The sequence below is a fragment of the Pantoea sp. genome, from assembly GCF_039594315.1.
In the GTDB taxonomy this organism is placed as follows: domain Bacteria; phylum Pseudomonadota; class Gammaproteobacteria; order Enterobacterales; family Enterobacteriaceae; genus Pantoea.
Genome location: NZ_JBCNNP010000062.1, coordinates 1 through 20,744, shown reverse-complemented (window position 1 = coordinate 20,744; position 20,744 = coordinate 1). Strand labels below are relative to the sequence as shown.

18 protein-coding genes and 1 pseudogene are annotated in these 20,744 nt (G+C 54.3%); 4 read left to right on the top strand and 15 right to left on the bottom strand.

The genetic code is table 11. The features are described 5' to 3' along the window. Positions 1 to 137: pseudogene (locus ABDW13_RS20940) on the bottom strand (serine hydroxymethyltransferase); the annotation flags it as partial. 339 nt (positions 138 to 476) lie between these two features. Here ABDW13_RS20940 and hmpA point away from each other — a divergent pair. Then, positions 477 to 1,661 (top strand): NO-inducible flavohemoprotein, encoded by a 1,185-nt coding sequence (hmpA, locus tag ABDW13_RS20935; protein ID WP_343554463.1) that lies wholly within the window; start codon positions 477 to 479, stop codon positions 1,659 to 1,661. A 51-nt stretch (positions 1,662 to 1,712) separates the two neighbouring features. Here hmpA and glnB read toward each other — a convergent pair whose 3' ends face one another. The 5 genes from glnB to purL form a co-directional block, all read right to left on the bottom strand. Beyond that, positions 1,713 to 2,051 (bottom strand): nitrogen regulatory protein P-II, encoded by a 339-nt coding sequence (glnB, locus tag ABDW13_RS20930; RefSeq protein WP_007886217.1) that lies wholly within the window; start codon positions 2,049 to 2,051, stop codon positions 1,713 to 1,715. 77 nt (positions 2,052 to 2,128) lie between these two features. Next, complete coding sequence (glrR, locus tag ABDW13_RS20925; protein WP_343554462.1) at positions 2,129 to 3,466, bottom strand: two-component system response regulator GlrR; 1,338 nt, start codon at positions 3,464 to 3,466, stop codon at positions 2,129 to 2,131. Continuing rightward, positions 3,463 to 4,134 (bottom strand): two-component system QseEF-associated lipoprotein QseG, encoded by a 672-nt coding sequence (qseG, locus tag ABDW13_RS20920; RefSeq protein WP_343554461.1) that lies wholly within the window; start codon positions 4,132 to 4,134, stop codon positions 3,463 to 3,465. The genes glrR and qseG overlap by 4 nt, the downstream gene beginning before the upstream one ends. Positions 4,135 to 4,137: 3 nt before the next feature. Next, positions 4,138 to 5,565 carry a HAMP domain-containing sensor histidine kinase gene (locus ABDW13_RS20915; protein ID WP_343554460.1) on the bottom strand — a complete coding sequence of 476 codons (1,428 nt, stop codon included), beginning with the start codon at positions 5,563 to 5,565 and terminating at the stop codon, positions 4,138 to 4,140. A gap of 594 nt (positions 5,566 to 6,159) precedes the next feature. Beyond that, on the bottom strand, positions 6,160 to 10,050 hold the full coding sequence (gene purL / locus ABDW13_RS20910; RefSeq protein WP_343554459.1) for a phosphoribosylformylglycinamidine synthase: 3,891 nt from the start codon (positions 10,048 to 10,050) through the stop codon (positions 6,160 to 6,162). A gap of 270 nt (positions 10,051 to 10,320) precedes the next feature. Here purL and mltF point away from each other — a divergent pair, with 270 nt between their 5' ends. Continuing rightward, on the top strand, positions 10,321 to 11,778 hold the full coding sequence (gene mltF / locus ABDW13_RS20905; protein ID WP_343554458.1) for a membrane-bound lytic murein transglycosylase MltF: 1,458 nt from the start codon (positions 10,321 to 10,323) through the stop codon (positions 11,776 to 11,778). Here mltF and tadA read toward each other — a convergent pair. Further along, entirely contained in the window at positions 11,775 to 12,269 is a 495-nt protein-coding gene (gene tadA, locus ABDW13_RS20900) for a tRNA adenosine(34) deaminase TadA (RefSeq protein WP_343554457.1), read from the bottom strand. The genes mltF and tadA overlap by 4 nt on opposite strands. A gap of 64 nt (positions 12,270 to 12,333) precedes the next feature. After that, positions 12,334 to 12,972: a phosphatidylglycerophosphatase C gene (yfhb, locus tag ABDW13_RS20895; protein WP_343554456.1), complete on the bottom strand. Its 639-nt coding sequence runs from the start codon at positions 12,970 to 12,972 to the stop codon at positions 12,334 to 12,336. A 168-nt stretch (positions 12,973 to 13,140) separates the two neighbouring features. Between yfhb and ABDW13_RS20890 the strand changes: the two genes are divergently transcribed. Next, positions 13,141 to 13,980, top strand: a complete 840-nt coding sequence (locus ABDW13_RS20890; RefSeq protein WP_343554455.1) for a MurR/RpiR family transcriptional regulator — start codon at positions 13,141 to 13,143, stop codon at positions 13,978 to 13,980. 55 nt (positions 13,981 to 14,035) lie between these two features. Then, positions 14,036 to 14,284: a YfhL family 4Fe-4S dicluster ferredoxin gene (locus ABDW13_RS20885; RefSeq protein WP_343554454.1), complete on the top strand. Its 249-nt coding sequence runs from the start codon at positions 14,036 to 14,038 to the stop codon at positions 14,282 to 14,284. On the opposite strand, the gene acpS is transcribed toward ABDW13_RS20885, so the two are convergent. From acpS to lepA, 7 genes are all read right to left on the bottom strand, one after another. Beyond that, positions 14,281 to 14,661 (bottom strand): holo-ACP synthase, encoded by a 381-nt coding sequence (acpS, locus tag ABDW13_RS20880; RefSeq protein ID WP_007886180.1) that lies wholly within the window; start codon positions 14,659 to 14,661, stop codon positions 14,281 to 14,283. The genes ABDW13_RS20885 and acpS overlap by 4 nt on opposite strands. Further along, positions 14,661 to 15,392: a pyridoxine 5'-phosphate synthase gene (pdxJ, locus tag ABDW13_RS20875; protein WP_343554453.1), complete on the bottom strand. Its 732-nt coding sequence runs from the start codon at positions 15,390 to 15,392 to the stop codon at positions 14,661 to 14,663. The genes acpS and pdxJ overlap by 1 nt, the downstream gene beginning before the upstream one ends. A gap of 71 nt (positions 15,393 to 15,463) precedes the next feature. Then, positions 15,464 to 16,192, bottom strand: coding sequence for a DNA repair protein RecO (gene recO / locus ABDW13_RS20870; RefSeq protein ID WP_343554452.1), 729 nt, complete (start codon positions 16,190 to 16,192; stop codon positions 15,464 to 15,466). Between the two features lie 4 nt (positions 16,193 to 16,196). Beyond that, positions 16,197 to 17,102 (bottom strand): GTPase Era, encoded by a 906-nt coding sequence (era, locus tag ABDW13_RS20865; RefSeq protein ID WP_343554451.1) that lies wholly within the window; start codon positions 17,100 to 17,102, stop codon positions 16,197 to 16,199. Between the two features lie 49 nt (positions 17,103 to 17,151). Beyond that, entirely contained in the window at positions 17,152 to 17,832 is a 681-nt protein-coding gene (gene rnc / locus ABDW13_RS20860) for a ribonuclease III (RefSeq protein ID WP_036620136.1), read from the bottom strand. A 120-nt stretch (positions 17,833 to 17,952) separates the two neighbouring features. Next, entirely contained in the window at positions 17,953 to 18,924 is a 972-nt protein-coding gene (gene lepB / locus ABDW13_RS20855; protein ID WP_343554450.1) for a signal peptidase I, read from the bottom strand. A gap of 9 nt (positions 18,925 to 18,933) precedes the next feature. After that, complete coding sequence (gene lepA, locus ABDW13_RS20850) at positions 18,934 to 20,733, bottom strand: translation elongation factor 4 (RefSeq protein ID WP_007886170.1); 1,800 nt, start codon at positions 20,731 to 20,733, stop codon at positions 18,934 to 18,936. Between the last annotated feature and the right edge of the window lie 11 nt (positions 20,734 to 20,744).

Below are 20,744 nucleotides of genomic sequence, written 5' to 3'. Positions count from 1 at the left end.
GCCTGCATTACGCGTGGGCTGGTGTAGTTTTCAGAAGCAATCAGTTCAATGTGCTCTTCCTGACGCACTTTCTCTTGCTCCATAGCCTGCCACAACGCGGCATCATAATCGGCAATGTTCATATCACGCTTTAACATCCGGACTCTCCTGACTCAGCTAACTTTTTAAAGGCAGTTTAGGCCCCGGTAAGGGGCGAAGGCGAACAGTGTAAACGGTTTTGACAGGTGACGGTAGCGCCAACCCCCACTTTTTGCGCAAACGTTTGGCATGGCGCTGGAACGGGTTTTTTACGCTTTTTTGCAAGCCTAAAAATCACGATATTTCCTCACATTTTCAGCACATGAATTTCAGATTTGTGAGCTGGTGGTCGCCTTGATTGCCTATTCCTTATGTATCAAGGGGGATTTACAGCCTCAAATAATGACCTTAAGATGCATTTAAAATACATGTTTAATTTACCCCCTAAGGACATCACCATGCTTGACGCACAAACCATTGCGACCATCAAAGCAACATTGCCCGCCATTGCCCAAATCGGCCCACAGCTAACCGGCCATTTTTACCAGCGCCTACTCACGCAGCATCCAGAATTGAAAGACGTATTCAACATGAATAATCAGCGCAGTGGCGATCAGCGAGAAGCGCTGTTCAATGCCATTGTGGCGTACGGCAGCAACCTGGAAAATCTGGCGGTATTATTGCCAGCGGTGGAAAAAATTGCGCAGAAACATGCCAGTCTGAGCATCCAGCCAGAGCAATATGCCATCGTTGGTGAAAATCTGCTGGCGACCATTGATGAACTGCTACATCCGGGTGAAGAAGTGTTGACCGCATGGGGCAAAGCGTATGGCGTACTCGCCGATGTATTTATTCAGCGCGAAGAAGCAATTTACCGTGAATCCGAAGAGAAAAATGGCGGCTGGCGCGGTACGCGAGACTTCCGCATTCGCACCATTAAGCAGGAAAGCGCGGTAATCAAAAGCTTTGAGCTGGTGCCCAACGACGGCCAACCTGTTGCGACATTCCTGCCCGGCCAATATTTGGCAATTAGCCTGCAACCCGCAGCAAGCGAGCATATCCAACATCGCCAATACTCTTTAACGCACCAGCCGAACGGCAAATCCTATCGCATTGCGGTGAAACGCGAAGAGTTGGGTAGCGTGTCCAATTGGCTGCACGATAACGCGCAAGTGGGTGATATTGTGCAATGCGCCGCGCCAGCCGGAGATTTCTTCCTGCAAGCACAACCGACAACGCCGATTACACTGATCTCTGCGGGCGTCGGCCAAACCCCGATGCTCGCCATGCTGGCGAATCTGGCAGAGCAACAACATCCTGCCGCGGTGAATTGGTTACACGCCGCCGAAACAGGTGCGCAGCATGCCTTTGCAGAGGAAGTAAAAGCACTTGGCGCGCGCTTGCCGAACTTCACCAGCCACGTGTGGTATCGCCAGCCTGCTAGCGCAGATGCTGGACATTATGACGCGCAGGGCTTGATGGATTTAGCCAGCGTTTCTGAGACGTTAAATCAGAGCGAACGCGAGTTTTGGCTGTGCGGCCCGCTGGTGTTTATGCAGTTTGTCGCATGCCAGTTGGTTGATGCCGGTGTCAGTGCCGATCGCATTCATTACGAAGTGTTTGGCCCACACAAAGTGCTGTAAAAGAAAAAAGCCTGCGCAATGCAGGCTTTTATAGGCAACATGCGAAGGGGCTTAAATCGCCTCTTCGTCCTCTTCACCGGTACGAATACGCACCACGCGCGCAACGTCGAAGACGAAGATTTTGCCGTCACCAATTTTGCCGGTCTGCGCAGTTTTCATAATGGTTTCAACGCAGGTATCGACGATATCGTCACCTACCACCATTTCGATTTTCACTTTTGGCAGAAAATCGACCATGTACTCAGCGCCGCGATACAGTTCGGTGTGGCCTTTTTGGCGACCAAAGCCTTTCACTTCACTGACCGTCATCCCGGTGATGCCGACTTCAGCAAGCGCTTCACGCACATCATCGAGTTTGAATGGTTTGATAATTGCATCGATCTTTTTCATGACAGATCCTTTTTTTACTCCCTCCATGATGGACGGATAACTATAAGTATACGTGTTCCTGACGCTGGCGCAGCAGGCTACTCTTTAAATTCGCTGGCATCTAGCTCATGGCGTGACAGCAGCTTATAGAATTCTGTACGGTTGCGTCCAGCCAGACGCGCTGCATTCGTCACATTTCCTTTGGTCATTTGCAGCAGCTTGCGCAGATAATTCAGCTCAAATTGATTACGCGCCTCAACAAAGGTCGGCAGCGCGGTATTTTCACCCGCCAGCGCCTGCTCGACTAGCGCGTCACCAATCACCGGCGCGGTGCTCAACGCCACACATTGCTCAATCACGTTGACCAATTGCCGCACATTGCCCGGCCAGGCGGCACTGACCAAACGCTTCATCGCATCCACCGAGAAGCTGCGCACAAAGGGTTTGTGGCGATCGGCGGACTGGCGCAATAAATGGTTAGCCAATAACGGGATATCTTCCGCGCGCTCATGCAATGCAGGGATCTTCAGGTTCACCACGTTGAGACGATAATAGAGATCTTCGCGGAAACTCTTCTTCTCCATCGCCTTTGGCAAATCGCGGTGGGTCGCCGAAATAATGCGCACATTGATATCCAAATCGCGGTTACTGCCCAGCGGACGCACTTTGCGCTCCTGCAATACACGCAGCAGTTTCACCTGCAACGCTTGCGGCATATCGCCGATTTCATCGAGGAATAACGTACCGCCTTCCGCCGCCTGGAACAGCCCTTCTCGTGCGCTAACCGCGCCGGTAAACGCGCCCTTAGCGTGACCAAACAGCTCCGATTCTAAAAGTTGCTCCGGCAACGCGCCGCAGTTAATCGCAATAAACGGTTTAGCAGCGCGCGGGCTGGCAGCATGAATCGCCTGCGCCAATACCTCTTTACCGGTGCCGCTTTGGCCATTGATCAGCACACTGACGTCGGATTGTGCCACCATGTGCGACTGCTCGAGCAAGCGCAGCATCAGCGGATTGCGCGTCACAATTGCCTCGCGCCAGGCGTCATCGCTGATCGGTGCACGCTGTGCCAGCGCTTCATCTATCGCCTTATACAACGCATCACGATCAACCGGTTTGGTCAGGAAACTGAATACGCCTTGCTGCGTGGCAGAAACGGCTTCCGGGATGGAACCGTGCGCGGTCAGAATAATCACCGGCAAACCGGTATGCCGTTTCTGGATCTCCGCGAACAGCGCCAATCCGTCCATCTCATCCATGCGCAGATCGCTGATCACCAAATCGACCTTCTCTTTTTGCAGATGACTCAAGGCTTCCGGTCCGCTGGCCGCGGTTGCCACCTGATAACCTTCGCTGCTTAAGCGCATGCCAAGCAGTTTGAGTAAGCCCGGATCGTCATCGACCAGCAGTAAGCGTGCGGCCTGTTTCATGGTCACTGATCCTCACTTTGCGCATCGCTGGCACCATGCGATGTCTCACTGCTGTCGGGGGCTTTACGCGATGATAACTGGCGTTCGATGTCTGTAAGACGTTCCAGCTTACGTTGAGTATCAGCCAGCGATTGGCGCAGCGCAGTTTGATGCTGGCGCAGCGTATCCATCTCAGCATCGTTGCTCTGCTGCAGCGCAGCGTAACGGCCACGCGCTTCACTGAGTTCCAGTTGTGCCGCCTGATTGCTGCGCCAGAGCTGTAATAAAGGCCGCACCGCCGCCGGATAGGACATGCTGTAACCGTCTAAGGTCGCGATGTAATCGCGGCGTTCCACCGGTGTGATATTGCCATTGGCCAGCAAGATGCCTTGCTTGAAGGCGCGCGCCCAGCCTTGTACCGGCCAGCGTCGTGCCTCTGCGCGTGCTTCAGCAGGCGATAAGCGTTCGCCACAATCAATCGCACGCTGCCAATAAAGGGGGTTGTTCTGCGCGGCAGGCGTTTCAATCTGCCAGACATTTTGGCAATCGGTCGCCAGATAATCCGCCAGACGCATGTCGGGTTCTGGCAAGCTGGCACCATCGTGCTGGGCACGATCTTGTGAAGGTGTTTGGCAGGCACTGAGGCCAAGTGCCATCAACGCGCAGGTCACAAATTTGAGTGGGGTTAGTTTCATTGATCAGGCATTCCCGGCGCTGGTAGTCAAAATGATACGAAAACAAACATCCGCATCCTTGCGCGTCACCAACTGCAAATCGCCGTGCATCCTGCGCAGACAATCTTTTGCGATACTCAGGCCCAGTCCGCTGCCTTTAACCGGCCCTTTGCGCTGTTGGCTGCCCTGGTAAAAGGGCTCAAAAATCATCGCCTGTTCTTCAGCCGGAATCGGTGTGCCGGTGTTTGCCACCTCAATCCACACCTGGTTGCCCTTCTGCTGGCTGTGCAGCCAGATGTTACCGGATTCGCTGCCGTAGTTCACGGCGTTCGAGTAAAGGTTATCGATAACTCGTTGCAATAGCGTCGCTTCCGCCTGGCAGTGATGCACTTGCAGATCAACGTGGGTTTTCATTGCACGCGCATTCGCAGGCAACGAATGGACTTTAAGCACCGAATCGATAATGTCGTCTAACGCCACCGGTTTTAACGCCAGCGGCCCATCCGCCAGCTTGCGGTTGTAATCCAGTAACTGTTCAATCAACCGTTGCAAGTGGCGGCTGCTGGTATCGAGAATCGCCACCACTTCCTGCTGTTCGGCATTGAGCGGGCCTGCAACCTGATCGGCCAGTAACTCGGTGCCTTCGCGCAAACTGGCGAGCGGCGTTTTTAGTTCATGTGAGAGGTGGCGCAAGAATTCGTGACGCTGCTCTTCCAGCCAGCTAAGACGTTCGCTCAGCCAGACAATGCGCTGTCCCAACGAGCGGATTTCGCGCGGGCCACCAAAATTGCCACTTTCGCCCAATGCTTTACCTTCTCCCAGCCGGTTGATCATGCGTTCAACACGTTTGACTGGCCCGATGATCATGCCAGTGAACAGCAGCACCAACACCAGGCTTATCAGGAACAGAATCAGCGCCTGCCAGCCAAAAAATTGGCCGCGATCGGCGATTTCCCGTTGCAGTTGCAGGCCGCGTGAGAACACCACTTCGCGCGTTTCCTGCACCATTTGCGTATTGGTATCCGAAAAACGTTCCAGTGCACTGGCGGCTTGGCCAGCGGGATTGCCGTTATCACATTGAATCTGTTGCAACGGCGGCAAAGTGGTTTGTAGCACCTTGAAAGAAGGCAGATCGGGCAAGCTGGCGGCGTGACTGTTGAGCATTTGGCCGTAGCGCGCCCACTGCGTTTGATATAGCTTCGCGAGTGAAGCATCGCCGAGCACGCAATATTGTCGATAGCTGCGCTCCAGCTCCAGCGCGGTGCGTGCCATTGCTTCGCTGCGGCGCACATCGGTAAAGGTATTGCGATTGGTATCCGCCGCCTGATTACTCAGCGCTGACAAACTTTCCCACGCTTGCCACGCCAGCACCAGCAACGGCAGCAGCACCAGCAAGAACGCCAGTAAGACTAATTGCCGCAGAGATCGGGGGAACAGACGCCATTTCTTCACAACCACGCTTCCTTAAATGTGAGCTGCTGGCATGCTAGCGAAGTATCAAAAGGGAAGAAAGGTCAGAAATGAAAACGGCAGACCTTTTGGTCTGCCGTGAGAGCGACGCCGCAGCATCGCTTGCAAAATAGGTGGAGCCTAACTCAACGTTGCGTCCGATGCTTGATAACGTTGCAAAGCAAGCGATTATCGGTGAGGTGGACGACAGGCTCCGTTTGGTGCGTCATTCTAATTTTATGAGCTCAGCCGCAAATGCGGGGCAATCATAAACAGGCGAATGAGCCACGTAATAAGTATAGCAAAGATCATGCCAGGAAATAAATAGTGAGGATTATCATAGAAATGCCTACATAGCAGCGGCACTTAGGGCGAAAACAGACCGAACGGTCAGTTAAATGTGTCGCTGATCAGCAACGGGTTTAGATCGCAAATTTTCTTAGCATTAAAATCAATGATTTAAATGTCACCTTTTGGCGACACTCTCATGGACATATTGTCGCTAATTTCCGACATCGGTTGAATATCACTCAGGTCACCATGAATGGCGACCCTACAAAAAGAAAAAGGCCGCTAATTAGCGGCCTTTTAGGTGGGTTATCCCAACTGCTTACGTGCGTTACGGAAGATACGCATCCATGGGCTGTCTTCGCCCCACTCTGCCGGATGCCACGAGTTGCTCACGGTACGGAACACGCGCTCTGGATGCGGCATCATGATGGTCACACGACCGCTTTCGTTGGTCACCGCGGTGATACCGTTTGGTGAGCCGTTCGGGTTCGCAGGATAGCTTTCGGTAACTTTGCCGAAGTTATCAACGAAGCGCAGCGCGACCAAACCTTTGCTCTCCAGCTGTGCCAGATGCGCGCCATCACGCACTTCAACAAAACCTTCACCGTGCGAAACGGCGATTGGCATGTGCGATCCGGCCATGCCGTCCAGCAGCAGCGATGGGCTTGCTGCCACTTCTACCAGGCTGAAACGCGCTTCGAAACGCTCGGACTGGTTACGCACAAAGCGCGGCCACAGTTCGCTGCCCGGAATCAGTTCACGCAGGTTCGACATCATCTGGCAACCGTTACACACGCCAAGTGCCAGCGTTTGTGGACGATGGAAGAAGTTTTCGAACTCGTCACGCACACGGCCGTTGAACAAGATGGATTTCGCCCAACCTTCACCCGCGCCCAGCACGTCACCGTAAGAGAAGCCACCGCAGGCGACCAGCGCTTGGAACTCTTCCAGACCGCGACGACCGGCCAGCAGATCGCTCATGTGCACGTCAACCGCAGTGAAACCAGCACGATGGAAAGCGGCTGCCATTTCTACGTGTGAGTTAACGCCCTGCTCACGCAGCACCGCAACACGCGGACGCGCGCCCGTAGCGATCATCGGTGCGGCCACATCCTCTTCTGGCTTGAAGGTCAGATGAACGTTGAGACCTGGGTCATTGTCGTTTTTCTTGGCTTCGTGCTCTTGATCGGCACAAGCCGGGTTATCACGCAGGCGCTGCATCTGCCAGGTGGTTTCTGCCCACCAGGTACGCAGCGTGGTACGGCTTTCGCTGTACACCGCGCTGTCGCCAGAACGAATCACGAAGCGATCGCCCGGCAAGGCTTTACCAATCACATGCACGTTGTTGCTTAAACCGTGATCAGCGAAGATTTTCTCAACCGCAGCACGATCGCTGGCGTTGATTTGCAGCACCGCCCCCAGCTCTTCGGTGAACAACGCGGCCAATGCATCGCTGCCCAACGCGGCGATATCTGCTTCGATACCGCAATGGCCGGTAAAGGCCATCTCTGCCAGCGTCACTAACAGACCGCCGTCAGAACGGTCGTGGTAAGCCAGCAATTTCTGCTCGGCAACCAGCGCCTGAATGGCGTTGAAGAAGCCCGCCAGTTGCGCGGCATCACGTACATCTGCAGGTTTATCCCCCAATTGACGGTAAACCTGTGACAGCGCGGTCGCGCCCAAGGTGTTCGCGCCATTACCCAGATCCACCAGCAGCAGCAGGTTATCTTGATCAGCTTGCAGCTGTGGCGTCACGGTACGACGGACATCTTCAACGCGCGCAAAGGCGGTGATCACCAGCGACAGTGGCGAAGTCATCTCGCGCTGTTCGGTGCCGTTCTGCCAGCGGGTTTTCATCGACATGGAATCTTTGCCGACTGGAATGGTGATACCCAATGCTGGGCACAGTTCTTCGCCGACCGCTTTTACCGCTTCGTAAAGGCCAGCGTCTTCGCCCGGATGCCCCGCAGCCGCCATCCAGTTTGCTGAAAGCTTGATGCGTTGCAGTGAACCAATCGAGGTGGCAGCAATGTTGGTGAGTGCTTCGCCGACGGCCAAACGACCGGATGCCGCGAAGTCGAGCAACGCCACTGGCGCACGTTCGCCAAGAGAGAAGGCTTCGCCATGATAGCTATCAAGGCTGGCGGTAGTCACCGCGCAGTTAGCCACCGGAATCTGCCACGGACCGACCATCTGATCGCGCGCCACCATGCCGGTTACGCTACGGTCACCAATAGTGATCAAGAAGGTTTTTTCTGCCACGGTCGGCAGATGCAGCACGCGATTGACCGCGTCTGCCACGGTGATGCCATCACGTACCAACGCATCGCCTTTGGCTTGCTGGCGCGATACATCACGCGTCATCTTCGGCGTTTTGCCCAGCAGCACGTCCAACGGCATATCGATAGGTTTGTTATCAAAATGTGGGTCGGCAAGGTTCAGATGCAATTCTTCGGTGGCTTCACCAATAACCGCATACGGCGCGCGCTCACGCTTACACAGTTCATCGAACAGCGCCAGTTGCGCCGGCGCGACGGCCAGCACATAACGTTCCTGTGATTCGTTACACCACACTTCCAGCGGGCTCATGCCTGGCTCATCGCTGAGGATGTCGCGCAGATTGAAGTTACCGCCACGGCCGCCATCGCTCACCAGTTCTGGCATCGCGTTAGACAAGCCGCCCGCGCCCACATCGTGAATGAACAGAATTGGGTTGGCTTCGCCCAGCTGCCAGCAACGGTCAATCACTTCCTGGCAGCGACGTTCCATCTCTGGGTTGTCACGCTGTACAGAAGCAAAATCAAGGTCAGCATCAGATTGGCCAGAAGCCATAGATGATGCCGCGCCGCCGCCCAAACCGATATTCATCGCCGGGCCGCCAAGCACGATCAGCTTGGCGCCAACCACAATTTCGCCTTTCTGCACGTGATCGGCACGGATGTTACCGATGCCGCCCGCCAGCATGATTGGCTTGTGATAGCCGCGCAGCTCAACGCCGTTATGGCTGTTAACGCGCTCTTCATAGGTACGGAAATAGCCGTTCAGTGCGGGACGACCAAATTCGTTGTTGAACGCCGCGCCGCCCAATGGGCCTTCGGTCATGATATCCAGCGCAGTAACGATGCGTTCTGGTTTGCCGAAATCTTCTTCCCAAGGCTGTTCAAAACCAGGAATGCGCAGGTTGGAAACCGAGAAACCGACCAAACCGGCTTTTGGTTTCGCACCACGTCCGGTTGCGCCTTCGTCACGGATCTCGCCACCGGAACCGGTCGCAGCACCCGGCCACGGTGAAATCGCGGTTGGGTGGTTATGGGTTTCTACTTTCATCAGGATGTGTGCGGCTTCCTGATGGAACTCATATTCGCCCTTCTGCGCATCAGCGTAGAAGCGGCCAACCTCAGAACCTTCCATCACTGCCGCGTTGTCTTTGTAGGCCGACAACACGTGCTCAGGATTATGTTCGAAGGTGTTTTTGATCATCTTAAACAGCGACTTCGGCTGTTTTTCGCCATCGATAATCCAGTCAGCGTTAAAGATCTTGTGACGACAATGCTCGGAGTTTGCCTGGGCAAACATGTAGAGCTCGATATCGTTTGGATTGCGGCCCAGTTTAGTAAAGGCGTCGAGCAGGTAATCGATCTCGTCATCGGCCAGCGCCAGACCCAAGGTGAGGTTGGCCTGCTCCAGTGCCGCGCGGCCTTCACCCAGCACATCAACGCTCTTCAGCGGCTGAGGCTGATGATGGGCAAACAGTTGCTGCGCATCGTTGAGGTCGGCAAATACCGTTTCCATCATACGATCGTGCAGCAGGCTCGCCAGTTGCTGCCACTGCGCTTCCGTCAGTTCAGGGGCTTGCACATAGAACGCCATACCACGCTCAAGGCGCAACACTTGCGGCAAATCGCAGTTGTGCGCGATATCGGTGGCTTTCGATGACCAGGGAGAGATGGTGCCGGGACGCGGCGTTACCAGCAACAGACGCCCTTGTGGCGCATGCTCGGCGAGAGAAGGACCGTATTTCAGCAGACGTTGCAGGCGGGCTTTTTCATCCGCGCTGAGCGGTGCACTGACATCGGCAAAATGGACGTACTCGGCGTAAATATCACTCACTGGAAGGTGAGCGTCCTGAAAGCGGGTCAGCAGTTTGTTTACACGAAATGCCGACAGAGCGGGCGAACCACGCAGAATTTCCATCATTAAAGATCTCTCGTCTTTGAAGTGCCGGGCGACGCTTCATTGGGCGCAACAGGGGAAAACGGGCGGTATTATAGAGAAACGTCACCGGTTACGAAACCGTTTGCGCATAAATTCTGGCACTTGGCATTTGGCTGATTTTTGCACAATTCTTGCTATAAAAGTTGCCCTGCCCCGCTTTGTTGCGCAAAATGCCCCTCGCTCTGGGAGTTAAAACAACACAAATACTGCCTTTAAAAGACAGAGGCCTGTGAGCCATTACGAGATAACTATTTGAAACGCCTAAAAATAAACTATCTGTTTATCGGTCTGATCACCGTGCTGCTTGCGCTAGCATTGTGGCCATCCATCCCGTGGTACGGGGGCGGAACAGACGCGCTATCACAGATCAAATCACGCGGAGTGCTGCGCATCAGTACCGTAAACTCTCCGCTGACTTACTACACCATCAATAATGCACCAGCGGGCATGGACTATGAGCTGGCGAAGCGCTTCGCCGATTATCTTGGCGTGAAACTGGAAGTGGAGGTGCGTCCTAACCTCGGCGACCTGTTTGATGACTTGGATGATGGCAAAGCCGATTTGCTGGCAGCCGGCCTGATTTATAACAGCGAGCGCCTTGCGCACTACCAAAGTGGCCCAAGCTACTATTCGGTGTCGCAACAGCTGGTGTACCGCATTGATAAGCCTCGACCGAAAAACCTCGGCGATCTTAAAGGCCGCCTGATTGTGCAGTCCGGTTCGGCATATCTGTCAACTTTACGTTCCGCCAAAGCTGACAGCTATCCCGATCTCGACTGGGCGATTTCCGCCGATCAAGGCCAGAAAGCGCTGCTCGAAGCGGTGGCCGACGGCAAACTCGATTACACCGTGGGCGATTCCGTCACCATCGGCCTGTTGCAGCGTATTCATCCACAGTTAGCTGTGGCGTTTGATGTGACGGATGAAGAGCCGGTGACCTGGTATTTGCCGCGTAACGATGACGATAGCCTGAATGCGGCGATGCTCGACTTCTACAGCCAAATGGGCGAAGAAGGCACCATGGCCCGGCTGGAAGAGAAGTATCTCGGCCACGTAGGCACCTTCGATTACGTGGATACTCGCACCTTCCTGCGTGCCATTGATAGCACCCTGCCGGATATCAAACCGCTGTTTGAGAAATATGCAGCCAGCATGGACTGGCGCTTGCTGGCAGCGATCTCGTACCAGGAATCGCACTGGAATCCGCAGGCGACGTCGCCCACCGGCGTGCGCGGCATGATGATGCTGACGCGCAATACCGCCGACAGCCTGGATGTTGACGATCGTCTCGATCCGGAACAAAGCATCCGTGGTGGCAGCGAATACCTCAAACGTATGATGGAAAAAGTGCCGGACACCATTCCGGAAGATGAACGTATCTGGTTTGCTTTAGCGGCTTATAACATGGGTTATGCGCACATGCTGGACGCGCGCAAGTTGACATCAAAACAGGGCGGTAATCCGGATAGTTGGGCGGATGTGAAGCTGCGCCTACCGATGCTCAGCCAGAAGCGTTACTACGCGCAAACCACTTACGGCTACGCGCGCGGGCACGAAGCCTACAACTACGTTGAGAACATCCGTAAATATCAGATCAGTCTGGTGGGATATTTGCAGGAGCAAGAGAAGCGCTTAGCGCAGCAATCGGCGCTGGAAGCGGAATTAGGCGCCGGTTACCCGGCGGTGGAACCAAAGATTGCGATGAATTAATCTGCGCGCTGCGCCTGACGCAGCGCCTTCTTTTGCTCACGACGCATACGGAAGAAGTCACTTAACATCCCCGCGCACTCTTCTGCCAGCACACCACAATCAATCTGAATTTGATGATTCATACCGGGATGACCAATCACATCCAGCAGAGAACCGGCCGCACCGGTTTTCTCGTCTTTCGCGCCATACACCAAACGCGTAATGCGGCTGTGCACCATTGCACCGGCGCACATCACGCAGGGTTCCAAGGTAACGTACAGCGTGGTGTCCAGCAGACGATAATTTTCCAACACTTTGCCGCCCTGACGCAGCGCCATGATTTCGGCATGCGCCGTGGGATCGTGCTGACCAATCGGCCGATTCCAACCTTCGCCAATCACTTTGTCGCCTTGCACCAATACCGCGCCAACCGGCACTTCGCCCTGCTCCCACGCACATTTAGCCAGTTCCAGCGCATAACGCATCCAATATTCATCAGTTTGTGGGTTCACCAGACAACTCCTGCGGGCATTTAAGGCGGCGCATTATAGCCATGCTGCTTGCGGAATCGAAGCGTTATTCCAGTTGTTGCAGCTCGCCGCGCGGCGTTACGCGCCAACGATGCTGGCAGAAGAACAATAGCGGGTTGTCCTGCTTGCTGTCGCTGTAGCCGCTATACAACTGCAATGGCGTGCCGATTTTCTCTTCAAGCTGCGCCACTTTTTCATGACCGAGACAGCGCATCGCCAACAAACGTCCGCCGCGTCCCGGCGTCATCTGGCTCGCGATCAGTTGCACACGCGGCAAAAAAGCGGAATCGAAGTAGACTTGTTCCACCAGCGATTGCGGCGAACCGGTGATCAGCCAGACATCGGCATCGTTACTGCTGAGGTAATCGGTGAGACGCTGCTGCACCACTGGAAAAGCCGTAACGCGTTGGCGGAACCACTCAGCGAACTCGGCTTCACGCTCGCGAAGGCGCTTTTCACTGTGACCGAAAGTGATCGCCCACAGCAGCAAACTCATCGGCCAGCGCGCCGCACGTCCTTTAATCAACATGCCTAGCCCAATCACCGGAAGCAGCGGGATCACCAGCAGCAGGTTGAGAGGCTGGCGTCGCAGCAAATAGCGCATAAAGGTGCCAAACATGTCCTGCTGATGCAGCGTGCCGTCGAGATCGAAAAACACCACGCGTCGTTGCGTACCCTTAGTCAAACAACACTCCTTCTCAATTCTTTGCGGTTTCTGCCCTACAGTGTAGCCAGCTTCACGGCTCGCAGCGAAAGCTGCTATTTTTAATTCCAATGACTACAATGCCAGCTGAATAGTTTATTCTTTTGGGTTTACGCGCTGCTAGCAAATGAAAGAATTAAGGATCGAACCATGAGTTCATTGCTGCGAATTCGTCAGCTCTACCCACGACTGGCTCTGAATGAGCGTCGTCTGGCGGATTTTTTGCTGTCGCAGCCGGATCGGGCACGGCATTTGAGTTCACAAAAACTGGCCGAAGAAGCGGGCGTCAGCCAGTCGAGCGTGGTGAAGTTTGCTCAGAAGTTGGGCTACAAAGGCTTCCCGGCGCTAAAACTGGCATTGAGCGAATCGATGGCCGATCGCGATGCGATTACCGTGCATAACCATATTCTCAGCGACGATCCGCTGAAAGTAGTGGGTGAAAAGCTGCTGACCGAGAAGATTTCAGCCATCCGCGCCACCCTGGATATCAACACCGAAGAAAAGCTGCTGCAAACCCTGCAACTGCTGAAAAATGCTAATCGTATTCTGCTGGTTGGCATCGGTGCTTCAGGTTTGGTGGCGAAAGATTTTTCCTGGAAGCTGATGAAGATCGGCATCAACGCGGTCGCAGAACAAGACATGCATGCGCTACTGGCCAGCGTGCAAGCGATGGCGCCGGGCGATGTGCTGCTGGCCATTTCCTATACTGGCGAACGGCGTGAAATCAATCTGGCGGCGCAGGAAGCAGCGCAAATTGGTGCTGATGTGCTGGCATTCACCGGCTTTACGCCCAACTCATTGCAACAAGTTGCCACCATTTGCCTGTATACGGTTGCCGAGGAGCAAAGCACGCGCAGCGCAGCCATCTCCTCCACCAGCGCACAATTGGCGCTCACCGATTTGCTGTTTATGGCATTGGTGCAAAACGATCCGGAACGCGCTTCCAGCCATATTCGTCATAGCGAAGAGTTGGTGAAAAAGCTGGTCTGATGAGCTGAGGCGCGTATAATACCCGCGCCTTTTCTGCTGTTATTGGACGTCCACTATGGCCCTGCTGATCACCACCAAATGCATCAATTGCGATATGTGCGAACCTGAATGCCCAAACCAGGCAATCAGTTTAGGTGACGCGATCTATGAGATCGATGTTGACCGCTGCACCGAGTGCGTGGGCCATTATGATGTGCCGACCTGCCAAAGCGTCTGCCCGATTGATAACACCATCATCAGCGATCCCCAGCACCCGGAAAGCCGCGAGGCGCTGTGGGATAAGTTTGTTTTGCTACATCACTAATTTTCGATAATTACGGTTGCACAGGCGTAATGACGTTCATCGGCCAACGTGACATGCACATGCTGCACACCAAGTTGACTGGCAATCACTTTGGCCTGCTCAAAGAAACGTAACCCCGGTTTCCCCAGCGCATCGTTGTACACTTCGAACTGATTGAACGCCAGGCCGCCGCGAATGCCGGTACCAAAGGCTTTGGCCGCCGCCTCTTTCACCGCGAAACGCTTAGCAAGAAAGCGCACCGGTTGCTGGTGCGCCTGATATTGCTGCCACTCGGCTTCGCTTAACACGCGGCGCGCCAAACGATCGCCTGAACGTTCAATCACGCCAGCAATGCGCTCGATCTCTACGATGTCACTACCGAGTCCGAGAATCGCCATTAGCGACGCGCTTCCCGCATCAGTTGCTTCATCTCGCCCACCGCATCCGCCAGGCCGCTGAACAGTGCACGACCAATAATGGCGTGGCCGATATTCAGCTCATGCATTTCTGGCAACTCAGCAATCGGCTGCACGTTGTGGTAAGTCAAACCGTGACCGGCATTGACCTTCAAACCGAGACCGGCGGCAAAGGTGGCGGCTTTACGGATGCGTGACAGTTCAGCCTGACGCTCTAAACCTTCAGGCGCTTCGGCATAAGCCCCGGTGTGAATTTCGATGTAAGGTGCGCCGCTGGCAACTGCCGCTTCAATCTGGCGATGATCGGCATCGATGAACAGCGACACCAAAATGCCCGCTTCGCTCAGCAAGCGCACCGCTGCGTTGATTTTGTCCTGCTGCCCCGCCACATCCAATCCACCTTCAGTGGTGACTTCCTGACGCTTTTCCGGCACCAGACAAACGAAATGCGGTTTGATCTCGCAGGCAATGTCGATCATCTCGTCGGTGACCGCCATCTCCAGGTTCATGCGCGTCTGAATGGTGTCACGCAAAATACGCACGTCACGATCGGTGATATGACGACGATCTTCGCGCAGATGCACGGTAATGCCGTCCGCACCCGCTTGTTCAGCGACAAATGCCGCCTGGACCGGATCGGGATAGTTAGTGCCACGCGCGTTACGAACGGTGGCAATGTGATCAATATTGACGCCTAACAGCAACTCAGCCATGACAATCCTCAAATGTATTCAGTGTGTTTGCAGTGTAACGGGCTTAAGAATACCAGCCGGTACGACCAGCGCTAGTCGTTTGCCACATCGGGTTTCTTTTTTGGCACAAACTGGCGAAACAGTTCCTGGCTCTTCAACGGCTTGCCGCCAAGATAGGGCTTCAATGCCATGCGCGTAAAGCGTTTGGCGGCGCGCAGGCAATCGGCATCCGGGAAGTCTCGTTCCCACAACGCGCGCAGTTGGCGCCCCGTAAAGCTGCGTTGATTGACCACCAAGCTGGCGATAAAGCCGCGCTCTTCACGATAGCTGTACGTCATGCCATCAGCGATCTCTTCGCCGCTGCCAGCACAATGCAGGAAATCAACGCCATAGCCAAGATGCCCGAGTAGCGCCAGCTCAAAACGACGCAGCGCCGGTTCCGGTGAGCCGTTGCCGGCCGCCAGCGTTTGGATGCAATTCAGATAATCAAAGAACAGTTCGGAGAAGGGAATTTGCTGCTCCATCACGCGTGAAAGCAGTTCGTTAACGTACAAACCGCAATAGAGCGTGATGCCGCTAAGTGGCAATGCCAGCGAAACCGCTTCGGCGTTGCGCAGCGTTTTGACGTCACCGCGTCCGCCCCAACGCACGAGTAAAGGCGTGAAGGGCTGCAATGCCCCTTTCAGTTGGGAGCGGCGCGAGCGGGCGCCTTTGGCAAGGACGCGGATGCGCCCTTCGCTTTCGCTGAATAGATCGAGAAGGAGGCTGGTTTCGCTGTAAGGGCGACTATGCAGCACAAAGGCGCGTTGCCAGCCTTCCATCGAATTAACCTTCGTCGGAGTAACCTAAGCTGCGCAGCGCACGTTCATCGTCCGCCCAGCCAGATTTCACTTTAACCCACAGTTCAAGATGCACTTTCGCTTCAAACATCTCTTCCATGTCTTTACGCGCTTCAATGCCGATGGTTTTGATCTTGGCGCCTTTATTACCGATCACCATTTTCTTCTGCCCTTCACGCTCAACGAGGATCAAGCCGTTGATGTCGTAACCCCCGCGATCGTTAGAGACAAACTGCTCAATCTCTACCGTGACGGAATAAGGCAGTTCAGCACCGAGGAAGCGCATCAATTTTTCACGAATGATTTCCGAGGCCATGAAACGCTGCGAGCGATCAGTGACATAATCTTCCGGGAAATGATGTTCGGATTTTGGCAAGCATTTGCGCGCAATCGCCGCAATCGCATCCACGTTTTTACCGCTTTCAGCTGAGATCGGTACGATTTCGAGGAAGTTCATCTGCTGGCTTAGGAATTGCAGATGTGGCAGCAAAATGCTCTTGTCCTGAATGTTGTCGACCTTGTTGATCGCCAGTACCACAGGCACTTTGTTATCACGCAGTTTGTTGAGCACCATCTCATCGTCTGGCGTCCAACGCGTGCCTTCAACGACAAAAATAATCAGCTCAACATCACCAATTGAACTGCTGGCAGCACGGTTCATCAGGCGGTTAATCGCCCGCTTCTCTTCCATGTGCAGCCCAGGCGTATCCACGTAGATCGCCTGATAAGCGCCTTCAGTGTGGATGCCCATGATACGGTGGCGCGTGGTTTGCGGCTTGCGTGACGTAATCGACACCTTCTGCCCCAATAACTGGTTCAGCAAAGTGGATTTACCGACGTTTGGTCGGCCTACAATCGCGACAAAGCCGCTATATGTTTCGAGTTCGCTCATTCGAGTCCTGACTTGGGCAGCGGCGCTGTCGACGCTGCGATGTGACTATTTATTCGAGGCCAAGCTTAATTAACGCCTGTTCGGCGGCGGCTTGCTCGGCTTTACGGCGACTAGAGCCAATGCCCACCACCGGTTCTGCCATGCCACTCACTTGACAGTGAATGGTGAATTCCTGGTCGTGGGCTTCGCCACGCACCTGCACCACCAAATAGGATGGCAGAGGCAGATGACGCCCTTGCAGATACTCTTGCAGGCGCGTTTTCGGATCTTTTTGCTTATCGCCTGGGCTGATCTGCTCCAGTCGCGAGTGATACCAATCGAGAATCAACTTCTCAACTGTCTGAATGCTGCTATCAAGGAAGATGCCGCCAATCAACGCTTCAACGGTGTCCGCAAGGATTGACTCGCGACGGAAGCCGCCGCTTTTCAGCTCGCCCGGCCCAAGACGCAAACATTCGCCAAGGTCGAATTCACGCGCCATCTCGGCCAGCGTATTACCGCGCACCAGGGTTGCGCGCATGCGGCTCATATCGCCTTCATCTACGCGCGGGAAGCGGTGATAAAGCGCGTTAGCAATCACATAGCTGAGAATGGAATCGCCAAGGAATTCAAGACGTTCATTGTGTTTGCTGCTGGCACTACGGTGCGTCAATGCCTGCTGCAATAAATCCGGATGAGTAAAAGTGTAGCCCAGTTTGCGCTGCAGCTTGTTAATGACGATGGGGTTCATGCGATTCCAGTTGTTCTGTGCGTCTGTCATTCTGCATACGAAACAGGGCTGTGGTTCCAACCTGTTCTGTTTCGTGTGCACTGGCCTCCCGAATGGAAGGCCAACCTTTTTTGAAGCTAATTAGTGAATCCCACCAATGCGGCTAAAGCGCACGCCGGTCGGCCACTGTCCTTCTTGTTTCTCGAAGCTCATCCAGATAGCCACCGCTTTGCCGACCAGATTCTTCTCGGGCACAAAGCCCCAGTAGCGGCTGTCGGCGCTGTTATCACGGTTATCGCCCATCATGAAATACTGCCCTTCTGGCACAATCCAGGTGGATTGCGGCTGGCCCGGCTGCTGATAATACATGCTTGCCTGACTCTGCGCTTCGTTTACCAGCAAGATATCGTGCGTTACGCTGCCCAATGTCTCTTTGCGGGTGCCCAAACGCAGGCCGCCTTTCATGGTTTCGCCCTGCGGTGCCTGGAAGAAGCCGTTGCCGGTTTCATTGCCATCAAAGCCGCTGAAGGTCTGAATGAAGTTGCTTGGCTCGATACTAGTGTAAGTCACGGGCAGCGCAGTGTCGCATTTGCCGCTGCTGCAAGCCGGATTAATGGTCAAGGTTTTGCTGTACGGATCAAACACCACTTTGTCGCCCGGCAGACCAATCACACGTTTGATGTAATCAACGCTCGGATCTTTCGGGTACTTGAATACCGCGACATCGCCGCGCTGCGGATGCCCGGTGGGGATCAGCGTGGTTTGGGTAATCGGATCTTTAATGCCGTAAGCGAACTTCTCTACCAGAATAAAGTCACCGATCAGCAGCGTTGGCATCATTGAACCCGATGGAATCTGGAACGGTTCAAAGATGAATGAACGCACGATCAACACCACCGCCAGCACCGGGAATACCGATGCCGTGGTTTCTACCCAACCCGGTTGTGCAGCCACTTTCGCCAGCGTTTTGCTGTCGAGAGAATTACCTGCCTGCGCTTGTGCTGCTGCCTGCTTAGCACGGCGCGCCGGAGCCCATTTAAAGCGATCAATACACCAGATAACACCGGTTACCAGCGTTGCAATCACTAAAACCAGGGCGAACATGTTAGCCATTAAAATTCCTTATTTGCTGTCTTTACCGACATGCAGAATGGCAAGGAATGCTTCCTGCGGCAGCTCAACGTTGCCGACCTGCTTCATTCGCTTCTTACCGTCTTTCTGCTTCTGCAACAGTTTCTTCTTACGGCTAACGTCACCGCCATAGCATTTCGCCAGGACGTTTTTACGCAGCTGTTTCACCGTTGAGCGAGCGATAATGTGGTTGCCGATTGCCGCCTGAATCGCAATATCAAACTGCTGACGTGGGATCAGATCTTTCATCTTCTCCACCAGGTCGCGGCCACGATATTGTGAGTTGTCACGGTGAGTAATCAGCGCCAGCGCATCAACACGTTCTGAGTTAATCATTACGTCGACACGCACCATGTCAGAGGTTTGGAAACGCTTGAAGTTATAATCCAGCGAAGCATAACCGCGCGAAGTCGATTTCAGACGGTCGAAGAAGTCGAGTACCACTTCTGCCATCGGAATTTCATACGTCAGCGCAACTTGCTTGCCGTGGTAAACCATGTTGGTCTGAACACCACGTTTTTCGATACACAGCGTAATCACGTTGCCGAGGAACTCCTGCGGCAGCAGCATGTGACATTCCGCGATCGGTTCGCGCAGTTCGGCAATGTTATTCAGCGGTGGCAATTTCGACGGGCTATCGACATAAATCGTTTCTCCGTCGGTGGTTTCCACTTCATACACTACGGTTGGTGCGGTGGTGATCAGGTCGAGATCGTATTCACGCTCCAGACGTTCCTGGATGATCTCCATGTGCAGCAGACCAAGGAAGCCGATGCGGAAACCAAAGCCCAGCGCCGTTGAGCTCTCTGGCTCATAGAACAGCGACGCATCGTTGAGGCTCAATTTGCCCAACGCATCACGGAACGCTTCATAGTCGTCAGAGCTAATCGGGAACAGACCGGCGTAAACCTGTGGCTTCACTTTCTTAAAGCCCGGCAGCACTTTCTCCGCAGGATTGCGCTGCAAGGTCAGCGTATCGCCCACTGGCGCGCCGAGGATGTCTTTAATAGCACACACCAACCAGCCGACTTCACCGCAGTTCAATTCGTTGCGATCCACGCGCTTCGGCGTGAAGATGCCCAAGCGGTCAGCGTTGTAGCTTTGGCCGGAACTCATGACTTTAACTTTGTCGCCTTTGCGCAGCGTACCGTTCTTAATACGGATCAGTGACACGACGCCAAGGTAGTTATCGAACCATGAATCGATGATCAGCGCTTGCAGCGGGCCTTCTGGATCGCCTTCTGGCGGCGGAATATCGCGCACCAGGCGCTCCAGCACGTCAGGTACGCCAACACCGGTTTTCGCCGAGCAACGCACCGCGTCAGTGGCGTCGATGCCAACGATATCTTCAATCTCTTCCGCCACACGTTCCGGATCGGCCGCTGGCAAGTCGATTTTGTTCAGTACCGGTACCACTTCCAGATCCATTTCCATTGCGGTGTAGCAGTTAGCCAGCGTCTGTGCTTCAACGCCCTGACCTGCATCGACCACCAGCAATGCTCCTTCACATGCCGCCAAAGAGCGGGATACTTCATAGGAGAAGTCAACGTGACCGGGAGTATCGATAAAATTGAGCTGGTAAGTTTCACCGTCCAGCGCTTTGTAATCGAGCGTTACACTCTGCGCTTTGATGGTAATGCCGCGCTCACGTTCCAGATCCATTGAGTCCAGAACTTGCGCCGCCATCTCACGATCGCTCAGGCCACCACAAATTTGAATCAAACGGTCAGAGAGCGTTGATTTGCCGTGGTCAATGTGAGCGATGATGGAGAAATTTCGTATGTGCTTCATTTATATGAATA

What these genes read in the sequence shown, in the direction of transcription:
- hmpA (WP_343554463.1), top strand. Translation starts at nt 477, where the DNA reads ATGCTTGACGCACAAACCATTGCGACCATCAAAGCAACATTGCCCGCC.
- glnB (WP_007886217.1), bottom strand. Translation starts at nt 2,051, where the DNA reads ATGAAAAAGATCGATGCAATTATCAAACCATTCAAACTCGATGATGTG.
- qseG (WP_343554461.1), bottom strand. Translation starts at nt 4,134, where the DNA reads ATGAAACTAACCCCACTCAAATTTGTGACCTGCGCGTTGATGGCACTT.
- purL (WP_343554459.1), bottom strand. Translation starts at nt 10,050, where the DNA reads ATGATGGAAATTCTGCGTGGTTCGCCCGCTCTGTCGGCATTTCGTGTA.
- ABDW13_RS20890 (WP_343554455.1), top strand. Translation starts at nt 13,141, where the DNA reads ATGAGTTCATTGCTGCGAATTCGTCAGCTCTACCCACGACTGGCTCTG.
- ABDW13_RS20885 (WP_343554454.1), top strand. Translation starts at nt 14,036, where the DNA reads ATGGCCCTGCTGATCACCACCAAATGCATCAATTGCGATATGTGCGAA.
- acpS (WP_007886180.1), bottom strand. Translation starts at nt 14,661, where the DNA reads ATGGCGATTCTCGGACTCGGTAGTGACATCGTAGAGATCGAGCGCATT.
- pdxJ (WP_343554453.1), bottom strand. Translation starts at nt 15,392, where the DNA reads ATGGCTGAGTTGCTGTTAGGCGTCAATATTGATCACATTGCCACCGTT.
- recO (WP_343554452.1), bottom strand. Translation starts at nt 16,192, where the DNA reads ATGGAAGGCTGGCAACGCGCCTTTGTGCTGCATAGTCGCCCTTACAGC.
- era (WP_343554451.1), bottom strand. Translation starts at nt 17,102, where the DNA reads ATGAGCGAACTCGAAACATATAGCGGCTTTGTCGCGATTGTAGGCCGA.
- rnc (WP_036620136.1), bottom strand. Translation starts at nt 17,832, where the DNA reads ATGAACCCCATCGTCATTAACAAGCTGCAGCGCAAACTGGGCTACACT.
- lepB (WP_343554450.1), bottom strand. Translation starts at nt 18,924, where the DNA reads ATGGCTAACATGTTCGCCCTGGTTTTAGTGATTGCAACGCTGGTAACC.
- lepA (WP_007886170.1), bottom strand. Translation starts at nt 20,733, where the DNA reads ATGAAGCACATACGAAATTTCTCCATCATCGCTCACATTGACCACGGC.